Source organism: Helicobacter didelphidarum (assembly GCF_003364195.1).
GTDB classification, from domain to species: Bacteria; Campylobacterota; Campylobacteria; order Campylobacterales; family Helicobacteraceae; genus Helicobacter_A; species Helicobacter_A didelphidarum.
In genome coordinates this window covers 1-14,080 of sequence record NZ_NXLQ01000019.1, presented here as the reverse complement: position 1 = coordinate 14,080, position 14,080 = coordinate 1, and the positions used below count along the sequence as shown (strand labels likewise).

Here is a 14,080-nt window from a genome sequence, read left to right as displayed (position 1 = left end):
TAAGAACAAATCTAAAATTAAGATACTTCACAAATAGCAACATATAAAATTTCATGGTTCGAAATTGAAGTTCTAAAAATTGATATAATTATAGAATCTAAATTTTGTTGAATGTTTCTATTGTAAAGCAATTTATAAAAAGTGCTTAGAATTAAAATCTTCTTTAAAATATACCAAAGATAAAGAGTGCAAGAGCTATTCTAAAACTAAGAAAATTTTAAAAATAAAAAGTTGTAATACATTTCATTTATTGATAAAGGTAAAAAGAATGAAAATCTATGATTCAGTATTAAAAGAAAAAGTTGAATTAATCCCAATTAAACCAAATGAGGTAAGAGTATATATTTGTGGTCCAACCGTATATGATGAGGCACATTTGGGACATGCAAGAAGTGCACTTAGTTTTGATTTATTAGCTCGTTTTTTGGAAACACAGGGCATGAAAGTCATAATGGCAAAAAATTTTACTGATATTGATGATAAATTGATACAAAAATCTTTGCAAACCCACACACCTATAAATAATTTAGCAAGTCATTATATTGTGAGTTATCTTAATGATATGGAAGCAATCAATGTTCGTCGTGCAACATTTGAACCAAAGGCAACAGAATTTTTAGAATCTATGTGTACTTTTATCCAAGATTTACTCTACAAAGAGATTGCATATAGATTACCAAATGGTGATATTTGCCTTGAAGTTGCAAAAGATTCAAAATATGGCTCTTTAAGTAAACATTTTAATGATAAAGATTCTATTCATCGTATTGAAATCGAAGAGGGAAAAAAAGATTCGCGAGATTTCGTATTGTGGAAAGCATATAAAGGGAAAGATGATGTTGGATATGATAGTATACTTGGAAAGGGGCGTCCGGGTTGGCATATTGAATGTAGTGCAATGATAGATTCTGTATTGGCATATAAGGGGGAAGAATATGATGAGTGTAAATATTGTATTGATATTCATGCTGGTGGAGCTGACTTGTTTTTCCCACATCATGAGAACGAAGCAAGTCAAACACGGACATACACGGGAAAAGAAATTGCAAAATATTGGATGCATAATGGTTTTGTGAATATTAATGGTGAAAAAATGAGTAAAAGTTTAGGTAATAGTTTTTTCATGAAAGATGCACTCAAAGTATATCATGGAGAAATTTTACGCAACTATTTATTGGGAACACATTATCGTGCCCCTTTGAATTTTAATGAAGAAGATTTACTTGTATCAAAAAAGCGACTTGACAAAATTTATCGTCTAAAAAAGCGAATAAACTACTCTGCGATACACCATTTTATACAGACACATGCAGGTTCTAAAAGTAAAGAAGAGGAGTGGCTATACATTAAAAATGCTTTAGAATCTTTACAAAAAGAATCTCATCAGGATTTTATAAAAGACTTTTTTATATCGTTACATGACGATTTAAATATTTCGCTTGCTTTAAGTGTAGTTGAAGAATTTGTAAAAGAAACAAATGAATATCTTGATTCAAACCCGAAAGACAAAATATATAAAAGTAAGGTAAGGGCAACCTTAGAAATCATTGACTTTACTTTGGGGCTTGGTATGCTTAGTTATACAGAATATTTTCAGCTTGGGGTAAATGAAGAGGAAAGGCAATACATAGAATCTCATATTACAAAGCGTTTGGAGGCAAAGCAAAATAAGGATTTTACTCTTGCTGATTCTTTGCGACAAGAATTAGAACAGCATGGCATTATACTTATGGATAAACCAGGCGGAATAACAGAATGGGAAAAAGCATAGATTAAAATATACTAAAGATTCTTGCAATATCTGTTTTCTGTAAATTATTAACTTAATTTTAAATCTACTAAGGTCTTTTCAAGTCTTGCAATCATGGTATCAATATCCTGCTTTGTAACAATAAGAGGTGGTGTAAAACGTAAGCTATTTCCTCCAGCTGCCAAGATAATCAATCCGTTTTCCAAAGCTTTTTGAATGATTTTTGTGTTTTGTATACCACCAGATTCTATATCAGAATCTTGATTATTGACATTTGGTTCTTCTATCCATATGCCTTGCAAAAGTCCAATCCCTTGTCGCTTCATCAAAACTTTATATTTTTCTACTAGAGAATCTAGCCTATTTGCAAGATATTCTCCCATTTCATTTGCGTTTTCAACGATTTTTTCTTCTTTAAAAATATCAAAAACAGCACTTACGCCTGCACATACTAGAGGATTTCCACCGTATGTTGTCCCATGATCTCCTTTCATGAGAGAAGCATTTGAAACCTTTTCATTTACTCCAAATGCACCCACAGGCACTCCACAACCAAGAGCCTTTGCACTACTAAAAACATCGGGCATAATTCCATAATGTTCCCACGCAAACATCTTACCTGTTCTGCCCATACCACATTGTATTTCATCAAAAATCAATAAAATATCTTGTTCATCACAGATGTGACGCAATTTTCTTAAAAAATCTTTGTTTGCGGGAGTTATTCCACCTTCACCTTGTATTGTTTCTAATATTATGGCACAAGTTTCTGAATCTATATTTTGTTCAACGCTTGTAATATCATTAAAATCCACAAATCGTATGCCTTCAAGGAGTGGTTTAAAAGGATCACGATATGTTGCGTTACCTGTAATCGAAAGTGCACCAAGACTTCTACCATGAAAAGAATTATGAAATGCAATGATATTATGTTTATTGTGCTTATCGCGTAAAAATGCGTATTTTTTTGCAACTTTTATAATACCTTCATTTGCTTCTGTTCCAGAATTTGTAAAAAATATTTTATCCATCTTGCTTGCTTGACGCAACTTTTCTGCGGCTAAGATAGCAGGTTCGTTATAATAAAGGTTTGAAGTATGTATGATTTTATCAATCTGTTGTTTTAATATATTATTTAATTTTTCATGTCCATATCCTAATCCACATACGGCAATACCTGCCCCAAAGTCTAAATATTCTTTCCCTTCCTTATCATAAAGCCAAACACCTTTGCCATAATCAAGGATTATTTGCCAACGTGCATAAATCCCTAAAAGAGAATCTTCAGCTTGCGTAATAAGTGAATCTGTTTGCATAGATGTTCCTTCATTTTTTTGAAAAATTATAGCGAAGTTTTAAGAAAAAATGTAAGATATGTAAAGATTTTAAAAGATATAAAGTTAAGATTCTCGATTAATTGTGGTTAGAATTAAAATATAACATTAATATATTGAAGTTTAAAGTTATAATCTTTAAAATTTTTAGCTAAATTTAAGAGTTTTTATGGTAAGATAAAAATTATTTCTGTTAAAAAAGGAACAAAATTATGGAAGATCGACTTTTTACATTTGCTGGGCTGATTAGCACAGATCACTCTTTTATTACCGCTTTTTATACCATTGTATGTGCTTTTATAACCGTTGCTGTTAGTATGTTCGCTGTTCGTAAATTGCAAGCTGTTCCAACAGGATTACAGAATTTTTATGAATGGATTATTGGTGGTATATTATATATTGGTAAAGATTCTTTAGGCGATAAACTTGCACGCAAATATTTTCCGTTGGCTGGAAGCATTGCCATTTTGGTATTTTACTGTAATGTTATTGGTATGATACCAGGTTTTGAAGCACCAACTGCAAGTATAAGTTTTACAATTGTGTTAGCACTCATTGTATTTGTCTATTATCACTTTGAAGGCATACGTGCAAATGGTGTAGCAAAATATTTTGGGCATTTTGCTGGACCTATTAAAATATTAGCCCCATTGTTATTTCCCATTGAGATTATCTCACATTTTTCGCGTATTATTTCACTCTCATTTCGTTTGTTTGGGAATATTCGTGGTGATGATATGTTCTTGCTTGTTATGTTGAAACTTGTTCCTTGGATTGTGCCACTTTTACCTTTTGGTATATTAATGTTTATGGCTATTTTACAAGCATTTGTCTTTATGATACTTACTTATGTATATTTAGGAAGTGCTGTGCTATTGGAAGAAGAGCATTAATTGTAAATTAAGAAAAGTTATGAATAAAACTGAATTTAGACGCTTCATTTCTCTAATGGAGTTTTTTTATGGATTTCTATTTGGTGTTGCAATATTTGCTGCGGCATTAGTCTTTTTGATTTCTCCAGATTTCTTTTTAGGTATTTTATTTGCTATTTCTGTATTTTCTTTTTTTCTTTTTTTAATGGCTTTAGTTCGTTATTGTATTATGCGTAGTAAGCTTGCACAACAGGCTTTCGAAATTAGTTTAGAATCTCGCATATTTCAAGAACAAATTTTAAGAACATTGCGTAGAAATGATAACAAAAATGAAGACAAACAGGAGTAATAGAAAATTATAATATTCTTTTCGATATTTTATTTATTTTTAATTCTTTAGAATTACCACAAGATTCCCAATTATTCTCAAACTTTTGCTATTATCTTGTAATTTTAGCTCAAAAAATTGTCATTCCAATATGATATAATGAAAGGATAATAAGTGAAAAAAGGTCTTGATTTTAGCATAATGAGTGTATTAGCAAGTAGTATTTTAACAAATATAGTGTTTGCAGCAAGTAACGATGTTGCTATACAAAAACTTTTAAAAGAACAAACAAATACAGATTTTAAGGTTGTAAGTAACGCAACGGATTCCTTAAAAGATGCATCGTTTGTAATAGTAGAATCTCCAAATGGCGAGAGATTGGCTCTGATCTCCAACAAAGAGGGAACGTATATTGTTCCCCTTAATATAGGTGTTGGGAATGCTACAAATAGTCCATTAAAAATTGCCCTTGATAATGTTAATCGTTACAATCATGATATGAAAGAAAAAAGTGTGTTGGCGGTATTTAAAAAATATCCAGATTCGATTTTAAAAATACCCGCAATGACATCTACAAAAAATACAACTTATATGGTTTTAGATACAACCTGTCCCTATTGCGTTAATGAAATTCATCAACTTGATACCTATTTAAAAAGGGGAAATATTGAAATTTTAATTGTTGGGATATTGGGTGAAAAAGCTTCCAAACGAGCTGCAGGATTCTATGCTGAATTACCAAATGCAAAGACAAGAGAACAAAAGATTGCCCTTTTGAAAAAGATTTTTACACGAGATTATATGCCACAAAATGGAAATGAGGAAAAAGCTAAACTCATGTCAGATTCTGCTTTCATGGCGGGTGTTCAGGGTGTTCCATATATGATTTTGAAATAATTTTGATGTTAAGATATATTTTGTAGATTTTACCCAAAAGAATATGTAAAATAGTGCAAAATTCTCGATAATCTCTATGTAATGGGTGTGGTAGATTTTCAATTTAGCTATACAGAGCTACATGAATTTACGGGAAAAGATATAGTGTGCTTATTTGTTTGAGTGATATTTTCTGTATTGTGGTTTTAGATTTGTATAGTGTTTGTTGTATGTTAATGTTTATTATTTAGGACTTAGATTCTACTTCTTCTTTAGTTTGCTTCAATCAATCCCAAAGATATTCTTTGGATCTGTAAATATATTGCTTAAGGTTAAACTCTATATCCCCTTGTTCTTATCATAGAATCTATTTGTATAAAAAGATACACCATGCGTCCACCCATGTTAGCATAATTAAATCTATTGAATGCAATGAGCTTAGAATCTAACCTAGTTTCACAAAAGATTTTAAAAATATGAACACATTTTAGCAATAAAAACTCTCTTTGAGAAGTAATAAATAATATTCAAGAGAAATACTCCCTTGTGAATAGCAGGCATTGAGATTTCCAGGAGATAAAATCTTGAGTATAAAAATCAATCAAAAGAATCTTTAATTTATTTACAGAAGAATAAGATTAAAAAAAATAAAAAATTCTTGTAGCAATATAGGTGAGTGTTAAAGTATAAAATTCTATGACATCAATGTTCCATAGCAATCATATCAAATTTCTTCTACCTTTTACATTCTAAATTTTCTTTTACTATCATTGTATGATTTGTAAGAAATATAAACTAGAGTTAATCGGTATTCTAATCCAAATAATGTTTATATTGCAATAATCTTATTTTTAGATTATAAAATATATAATTTTCATCTTTTAACTGTTTATATCATCTTGCATTAAAATATCATAAAGTGCTTTCATTTTATTACAAGTCTCAAGATATTCTTGATAAGGATTAGAATCTATTACGATTCCTGCTCCAGCCTGCAAATAATAATTTCCATCTTGAAAAACTGCTGAACGCAAAGTAATCGCAGAGTCTAGATCCCCATTTCTTGTAAAATACAAGATAGCACCTGAGTAAATCCCTCTACCATGTGTTTCATATTCATTGAGCTTGTTGATAGCCTCTATTTTTGGAGCACCACTGATTGTTCCAGCTGGGAAGCAGGATTTCAAGCAGTCCTTTACACTTTTGTCCTCAGCAATTTCACCACGCACTTCAGATACAATATGCATAACACTAGAATACTTCTCAATAATGCGAAATGCATGAAGAGAAACGCTACCGATCTTTGCATTTTTCCCAATGTCATTGCGTCCTAAATCAACAAGCATAAGATGTTCTGCATTTTCTTTTGCATCATGTAGTAATTCTTGTGCGAGACTTTCATCTTCTTGCAATGTCTTGCCACGTTTTCTTGTTCCTGCAATAGGTCGCACAATTTGTATATTTTGCTTACATTGCAACATAACCTCAGGACTTGCTCCAATAATTTTAAATTGTCCAAAATCAAGATAATACATATATGGACTTGGATTATTGCGACGCAAAGTTTCATAAAAAAAGAGTGGGTTAAGATTACTTTTAATGACGATGGAGCAACTTAAAACACATTGTAAAAAAGTGCCTTTATATATTTCATCACGAATAATTTCAACATGTTTTTCATACCATTCTTGCGAATCTTCATAAATAATTTCAGATGTCATAATACTATCTTGAATTGTGTCTTGACAATCTCTTTCAGACATTCTATTGTCATGGTTATTCTCTAAAAGTGAATGATTATGATTAGGAAGAGAATCTGATTCAATAATTTTTATAGTTTTGATATTACCAATTTTTTGTATTTCTAACTTTAAAGATTCTAATCTATCTTTTACTGAAAAATCATGTCCATGATAGCCACTTACAACAAGATACATTTCGTCATAAAAATGATCAAAAACAATACATTCTTGCGGGAAAACAAGTAAAGCTTCAGGTGCATTATAGAGCATTGGTTTTGAAAAAGTAATATGTTCGCATTCACTGAAAAATTCATATCCAATATACCCCAATCCTCCCAAAGGTAATGGAATATTTGAAAGTTCTTGAGGAATCTGTGGATAACACTCACGCAGCTTTTCTGCAAGAGAGAGAAAATCAAGCTTATAATCTTCTTGTATTTGTTGCATGTTTGGAATGATAGTTTGTAAAACTTTTGGTAGTTTTTTGTATTGTGTAAGATTTGTAAGATTATATTGCTCTGCAATATTATCAAGTTCTAAATTAAAAATATATGAAACTTCAGAATCTATAATATTTTTTATAAGTGAAAAATTAATTTTTCGCACAATGATAGAATAGCGTCCCCTACCACTCTCCAACGAAGCAGATTCTAATAAAAAACGTGCGTTTAATCCTTTATAAAGTGCAAGCGGTGTGTGCATATTGGCACTCATACATTCGTAAGCAAAACCCATTATACCTCCCAAAGAGTAATTTTATTTTAAAATATAGTATAATTTTAACAAAAAAATGAGAGATTTTTACTTTGTAGCCGTGCTTAAATCTCTTTATTTGATTATAAAAATTAAGTAAGTGAGATTTTTACATGAATTATGATGTGTTCAATGACTTAGCCCTTTTTCATCATAATATTCTAAAATGGTATGAGCAATATGGAAGAAAATTTCCATGGAGAGAATCTGTACATTCGCATACAAATCCAAAATATTATCAAGATATACTGGAATATGACGCAATGCAACTTGCCCACGAATCACAAAGTGTAGAATATAAACAAAGCTATAATATTTCTTCATCTTTAGATATTTCTCAAAGTATTCTCACACAAAAGCAAAATTATCATAATTTAGAATTTTCTTTGAATCATCAAAAGAAAGAAACAACAAACAATATACAAGAATTTACAACTCAAAGGGCATATCGTGTTTGGGTTAGTGAAGTCATGCTACAACAAACACAAACAAAAAGAGTTCTAGAATCTTATTATTTTCAATTTCTTAAGAAATTTCCATCACTCTCTATTCTTGCACTTTCCACAGAAGAAAATATTTTGAAAATGTGGCAAGGACTTGGATACTATTCACGCGCAAGAAATCTTCATGCAACAGCTCAAAAATGTTTGAAATACTATAATGCAACACTACCAAATGAAGTAAAAGCATTGAGAAAGCTTCCCGGAATAGGAGACTATACTGCTGGGGCAATTGCTTGCTTTGGTTATGGGCAATGTGTGAGTTTTGTAGATTCTAATATAGCTCGATTGCTTAAAAGACTTTTCGCAATTCATGTAAATCAACAAAATGCAACTTTACAAAAAATTCTCAATACATTAGCGCATCGCATTTTAAACATTGATGAAAGTTTCAAGCACAATCAAGCAATTATTGATATTGGTGCAATGATTTGCTTACCTCAAAATCCAAAATGTTCTATTTGTCCGTTATTTTGTTTTTGTTTAGGTAAAAATACCTCAACATTATTGAGAGATTCTAAAAAAATATCTTATCAAAATAAGACAATAAATCTCCTTTTGATTTCAAAAAATACTTGGAGAGGAAATCAACAAACAATAGAATTTGCACTTTTTCAATCATCTGCAAAACTCTATAAAAATCTCTATGGTTTTATAGAAGTTTCTGATGATGAATTAAATTTATTTTTGGAACATTTATCATCTATAAATATGAATTATATAACTGATAATATATCAATACAACAAGAACAAAATCGATTTTATCAATTTTCTAATCAAGATTCTCAATCTCATATACAATACACCAATACACTTTCTTTTTTGGGAAGATTTAAACATACATATACAAAATATCGGCTTGAAGTAAAAGTATATTTCTGCAATTTTGAGCATTATAGGAATAATAAAATAAATATATCAATTCTTAATTTACTAGAATCTTTCTTGCAAAATAAAATTAAAAATAATGCAAAGCAATCAGAGAAGCATATTTTTACATTTTATTCTCTTAGTGATATTGAAAATTTAGCAGTATCTAGCCTTACCTTAAAAGCGTTACAACTCTATAAAAATTTTATACAACACTATGCAATTTCATAATCTATTTGTGTTTGAATGCTGGTATTTTAGTATCATGTTGTTTCATCAAAAGATTTAACTATAATGAATGATTCTATTTTTTTCTGACATTATAGTAAAATTGGGAGAAGATGCAATAGAATTGTTTAAGTTTTTAGTAAGATAAATATGCAAATAAGGAATAAAATGAAGCAACATATAGTATTGATACATCCTGAAATTCCTCAAAATACTGGCAATATTGCCCGTTTATGTGTTGCATTAAATGCTACTCTTCATTTAGTGTATCCCTTAGGTTTCAATATAGATTCTAAATATACAAAACGGGCTGGACTTGATTATTGGGATAAATTAAAGCTTTATACACATAAAAATCTTGAATCTTATTTTGAATCTATACATACAAAAGAGATGGCATTGACACGACATTATGCCCTTAGTTCAAAAGCACGAGAAAGTTACTTTTTGCAAAATTTAATAGATTCTAAGGTAGAAGAGTATTTCCTCTATTTTGGGAATGAAACGAAAGGTTTTAGTCCAGATTTTTACAAATATTATGAATCTTTAAATGGACAATATCTCACAATTCCTATGGCACAAGACTGCCGTTGCTTGAATCTTTCTAATAGTGTTGCTATTATCGCTTATGATCTTTGGCATCAATACGAAAAGGGTAATGCACAACAATTGCAAAAATTTTGATTTTGCTATTAGAATATCATAATCAAATAGTTAGAAAATCAATCTATAATCTCTATAAGAAATATCTCTATAATTCCTACAAAGAATGCAATGCGTTGTCTAGTGCTTTTTTGAGATCATCTATATGTTCAAGTCCAATACTGAGACGTAAAAGATTTTTTGTAATATTCATTTGTTGCTTGATTTCTGGAGAGACACTCCCATGACTCATGAAATATGGTGCTCCATAGAGACTTTCAACCCCGCCTAAAGATTCTGCTAGATTAAATATTTGCAAATTTTGTGCAAAAGATTTCATTTGTTCATAATCTGCTTTTAAGTAAACGCTTACCATGCCACCAAATCCATTTTTCATTTGTTTTTTTGCTAAAGCATGTTGGGGAAAACTTTCTAAGCCCGGATACAATACTTTTTCTACTTTTTTGTGAGATTCTAAGAATCTTGCTATCTCAAATGCATTTTCACAATGTTTTTGCATACGAATCCCTAAAGTTTTAATGCCTCGTGAGTTAAGATACGAATCCATAGGTGAAAGAACCATACCTGTTGAATTGCTTACAAAACGTAATCTTTCATAAAGTGTAGAATCTTTAAGACATACCGCCCCTGCGATACTATCACTATGTCCATTAATATATTTTGTCATACTATGCACAACAATATCAATACCTAAATCAAGAGGTTTTTGGATATATGGCGTAGCAAAAGTATTGTCAATCACACTAAGAATTTTGTGTTTTTTTGCAAATAGAGCAAGTTGCTCAATATCACATAAGGTTAGAAAGGGATTTGTAGGGGTTTCAGCCCATATCATTTTTACTCGTGGATTATAATGTTTCTCAAAATTAGTAGCTTCACGCATATCAATGAAATGTGTGATAATTCCAAAATTATCGAACACATGTGCAAGTAATCGACGTGTTCCACCATAAATATCATCAAAACAGAGAATCTCATCTCCACTTTTAAGATAACTTAAGATAACTGCTGTTTCTGCTGCTTGACCACTTGCATAGCATATTGTATGTGTAGCATTTTCTAAGCTTGAGAGTTTAGATTCAATAACTTCGCGTGTAGGATTTGAAAGTCGTGAGTAGCCATGTCCTAAGCAAGTATTTTCATAGTCTGGTTTTGCAAAAGTGCTACTAAAATGAATAGGGCTAACAACATCAGAGCTTGTTTCCCCGCTTAGATTTGGCACTTCATCAATATGAATAGCATTTGTATCAAAATGCGTTGTAAAATTAGTCTTAAATTTCATAAAATCCCCTTTTTGATTATATAAATAATTAAGATATTGTAGAATAAAAATTTGGTTAGCTCTTGTTTATTTTCTTCAGTATTTTTCATTATCTCAAGATTGATGTGTTTAATTACATAAACTTAAGATTCTAATATTTTATGAAGATTCCATATTTCTTATAATACCCTAAGCATTTTTATAATTTTAGCTAAAAATAACACAATATATTAATAATTTAATAATTTTTCTGTTGCTTCCTGTAAGATAGGTAATAAGTTTTCGGATTCTAAATTTTGATTAATAATATCAACAAAATAACTTCCAGCAATAACACCATAAACTTTATTAGCTAAAGAAGTGAGCTGAATTGGATTATTGATACCAAAACCCACCATGATTTTTTTTGATGCAAGTTCACAGATTGCATTGACTTCTTCTATATATTCTAATACCTCATGATTGATTTGAGTTTGATTCCCTGTTAATCCATTACGAGTAATAACATAGAGAAATGGTGCATTTGTATACATAGCGATTTCATGAATGCGTCTTCTAGGTGTAAGAGGAGCGATTAACTCAATAAAATAAATATTGTTTTTTACACATAATTCACGCAATCCAAAATCATCTTGCCCAAAACTAAAATCGGGAACAATAAGTCCGTATGCACCGAGATGTTTTAAGGTTTCTACAAATTCTTTAATCCCATAACTTATAATAAGATTTGCATAAGTCATTGCAAGAATATGTTTTGAAGTGCTACGCACCAAATTATCAATGATTGTAAAACCATGTTTTGGTGTAAAACCATGTTTAATGCTTTGATTACTAGCGTCTTGTATAAGCACACCATCGGCATTTCCTTCAGAAAATGGAAATTGCACTTCTAACAAGTTTGCTCCACCGCGTAAAATACCCCTTCCTGCATGCAAACATGCTGAGATACTAGGATACCCAGCCACAATATGTCCCATAAGTTCTAGTCGTTCTTTCATAGCCTATCTCCATTTCTAAGGTTGTTGTAAAATTGAATATATATCGTCTTATCTTATAAGGAATAAAATTGTTTCATGTCTTTATAAATACTTCTTTAGGGAATTACCATGTATTATGGTAAAATTTATATTCTTTATAAAGAAAGAAAATTTTTAAAATATTAGCATATGAAATTCTAAATAAATATGATAGAATCTTAAAGATTAAGAATTGTAAGGAGGAAAATTTGAGAATTATTGGAGCGAGTTTTGTAATGACTTGCAATCAAGCTTGGGATATATTTTACAATGGTGGTGTTGTGATTGATGAGGAACATATTATTGAGGTGGGAATCTTTGAAGAATTAAAAAAGAAGTATTGTCATTGTGATTTTGTATTTTATAAAAACCATATTCTTTTACCCGCATTTATTAATGCACATATTCATTTTGAATTTAGTAAAAATGATACAAGCTTTGATTATGGTGGATTTGGAGCTTGGCTTGATAGCGTTATGAATAATCGTGGGGAAGTATTAAAAAATAATGTCCAAGCTATCCAATCCGCAATTCAAACACAAAAGAAAAATGGTGTTGGAAGTGTATGTGCAATTAGTAGTTATGATTTGGATTTAAAGCTACTTTTAGATTCTAAACTCAAAGTTATATATTGTCATGAAGTTTTAGGTGCACTTGAACAAGATTTTGAAAAACAAGCGATTAGTATTTCAACAAGACTTGAAAAAAGTCTCGCATATAAAAGTCAATCTTTTTTCCCAGCATTAGCTTTGCATGCACCTTATTCTGTTAATCCCAAAATTGCACAATATGTTATTGATTTAGCATTAAAATACAACCTTTTAGTCTCGACACACTTTTTAGAATCACAAGCAGAATTAGAGTGGCTTACGATGCAAAGTGGATATTTTCAGCATTTCTATAACACATATTTTCAAATAAAAAATGCAAAGCCACACTTTACGATTGATAATTTTCTTTCACTTTTTCATGGAGTTCGCACACTTTTTGTACATTGTTTATATGCTGATGATACTTTGCAACGACAAATTTTGGATGCTCATCATATTATTTCTTGCCCACGTTCCAATCTTTTATTAAATGCAAAAATGGGTAACAATATTATTATTGCTACTGATGGTAAAAGTTCCAATATAGATGTCTCTTTGCTGAATGAGGCACGTTATACACTTTTTACACAACTTGCAACTTGTAAAGATATAGATATTGAGATTCTTTCTATTAAGGTGCTTCAAGCAATAACTTGCAATCCCGCAAGAGCTTTGGGGTTAAATAATGGTGTTTTAGAAATAGGTAAAAGTGCAGATGTAGCAATATTTGAACTTGACTATAATATTGCAAATCAATCCATATATAATGAGGTATGTAGTGCAAATACACAACAAGATTCTCTTAATTTGGGATTCCATACTAATATAAAAGAAAAAATCACAAAGCTTTCTACTTGCCTTGCACTTAAATTTCTTTTAAACGCAAGGCAAGCTACGCGTCTTTTAATAAATGGCAATGATATATTGTAATTTCAAATACAATACTAAAAAATTATATTAGTATTATGATTTATTTTTGTAGCTTGAAATCCCATTGTTTTTTAAATATTGAAGGAGAATCTTGCAATATCGGATTTCAGCTTGAAACTTCTGTGTAAATTTGGAATATAAATATTATAGGGTTTGTGTCATAAGTCTTTTTAATTTCATATTGAACAGATTTTATATTAGGATTTGTTTCTAAAATATGTAGTAAGTTTAATAATTTATATCAAATGATAACCTTAACACCCAACCCAACCCTTTAAAACTACCAACCTAACGCTATTTCATACGCCCTAAAAAATAAGCTAAATTTGTATTTGTGTATAGTTTTGTGTATAGTTTCATTCATGAG

The 14,080-nt window shown here is 30.3% G+C and carries 11 protein-coding genes; 7 read left to right on the top strand and 4 right to left on the bottom strand.

Going from position 1 to position 14,080, the window contains the following annotated elements; translation table 11 throughout:
• Positions 1–268 precede the first annotated feature (268 nt).
• Positions 269–1,771 (top strand): cysteine--tRNA ligase, encoded by a 1,503-nt coding sequence (cysS, locus tag CQA53_RS07795; protein WP_115543445.1) that lies wholly within the window; start codon positions 269–271, stop codon positions 1,769–1,771.
• Between the two features lie 47 nt (positions 1,772–1,818).
• Here cysS and CQA53_RS07790 read toward each other — a convergent pair whose 3' ends face one another.
• The gene (locus CQA53_RS07790; RefSeq protein ID WP_115543444.1) at positions 1,819–3,066 is read right to left on the bottom strand and encodes an aspartate aminotransferase family protein; all 1,248 of its coding nucleotides are present in this window, start codon (positions 3,064–3,066) and stop codon (positions 1,819–1,821) included.
• Between the two features lie 230 nt (positions 3,067–3,296).
• Here CQA53_RS07790 and CQA53_RS07785 point away from each other — a divergent pair, with 230 nt between their 5' ends.
• The 3 genes from CQA53_RS07785 to CQA53_RS07775 all read left to right on the top strand — a co-directional run bounded on the left by CQA53_RS07785 (position 3,297) and on the right by CQA53_RS07775 (position 5,181).
• Positions 3,297–3,977 carry a F0F1 ATP synthase subunit A gene (locus CQA53_RS07785; protein WP_115543443.1) on the top strand — a complete coding sequence of 227 codons (681 nt, stop codon included), beginning with the start codon at positions 3,297–3,299 and terminating at the stop codon, positions 3,975–3,977.
• A 19-nt stretch (positions 3,978–3,996) separates the two neighbouring features.
• Complete coding sequence (locus CQA53_RS07780; RefSeq protein WP_115543442.1) at positions 3,997–4,305, top strand: hypothetical protein; 309 nt, start codon at positions 3,997–3,999, stop codon at positions 4,303–4,305.
• A gap of 153 nt (positions 4,306–4,458) precedes the next feature.
• Positions 4,459–5,181 (top strand): thioredoxin domain-containing protein, encoded by a 723-nt coding sequence (locus tag CQA53_RS07775; protein ID WP_245945783.1) that lies wholly within the window; start codon positions 4,459–4,461, stop codon positions 5,179–5,181.
• A gap of 860 nt (positions 5,182–6,041) precedes the next feature.
• Here the strand turns inward: CQA53_RS07775 and CQA53_RS07770 are convergent.
• The gene (locus tag CQA53_RS07770; protein WP_245945782.1) at positions 6,042–7,637 is read right to left on the bottom strand and encodes an anthranilate synthase component I family protein; all 1,596 of its coding nucleotides are present in this window, start codon (positions 7,635–7,637) and stop codon (positions 6,042–6,044) included.
• A gap of 131 nt (positions 7,638–7,768) precedes the next feature.
• On the opposite strand from CQA53_RS07770, the gene CQA53_RS07765 reads away from it, so the two are divergent.
• Both CQA53_RS07765 and CQA53_RS07760 read left to right on the top strand, forming a co-directional pair.
• Positions 7,769–9,256, top strand: coding sequence for an HhH-GPD family protein (locus tag CQA53_RS07765; protein ID WP_115543441.1), 1,488 nt, complete (start codon positions 7,769–7,771; stop codon positions 9,254–9,256).
• Between the two features lie 165 nt (positions 9,257–9,421).
• Entirely contained in the window at positions 9,422–9,937 is a 516-nt protein-coding gene (locus CQA53_RS07760; protein WP_115543440.1) for a tRNA (cytidine(34)-2'-O)-methyltransferase, read from the top strand.
• Positions 9,938–10,013: 76 nt separating this feature from the next.
• Here the strand turns inward: CQA53_RS07760 and CQA53_RS07755 are convergent, their stop codons facing one another.
• Together CQA53_RS07755 and trpA are read right to left on the bottom strand one after the other, a co-directional pair.
• Positions 10,014–11,198, bottom strand: a complete 1,185-nt coding sequence (locus CQA53_RS07755; protein WP_115543439.1) for a trans-sulfuration enzyme family protein — start codon at positions 11,196–11,198, stop codon at positions 10,014–10,016.
• 209 nt (positions 11,199–11,407) lie between these two features.
• Complete coding sequence (gene trpA, locus CQA53_RS07750; protein ID WP_115543438.1) at positions 11,408–12,175, bottom strand: tryptophan synthase subunit alpha; 768 nt, start codon at positions 12,173–12,175, stop codon at positions 11,408–11,410.
• A gap of 227 nt (positions 12,176–12,402) precedes the next feature.
• Here trpA and mqnF point away from each other — a divergent pair, with 227 nt between their 5' ends.
• Complete coding sequence (mqnF, locus tag CQA53_RS07745) at positions 12,403–13,713, top strand: aminofutalosine deaminase family hydrolase (RefSeq protein WP_115543437.1); 1,311 nt, start codon at positions 12,403–12,405, stop codon at positions 13,711–13,713.
• The last annotated feature ends 367 nt before the right edge of the window (positions 13,714–14,080 follow it).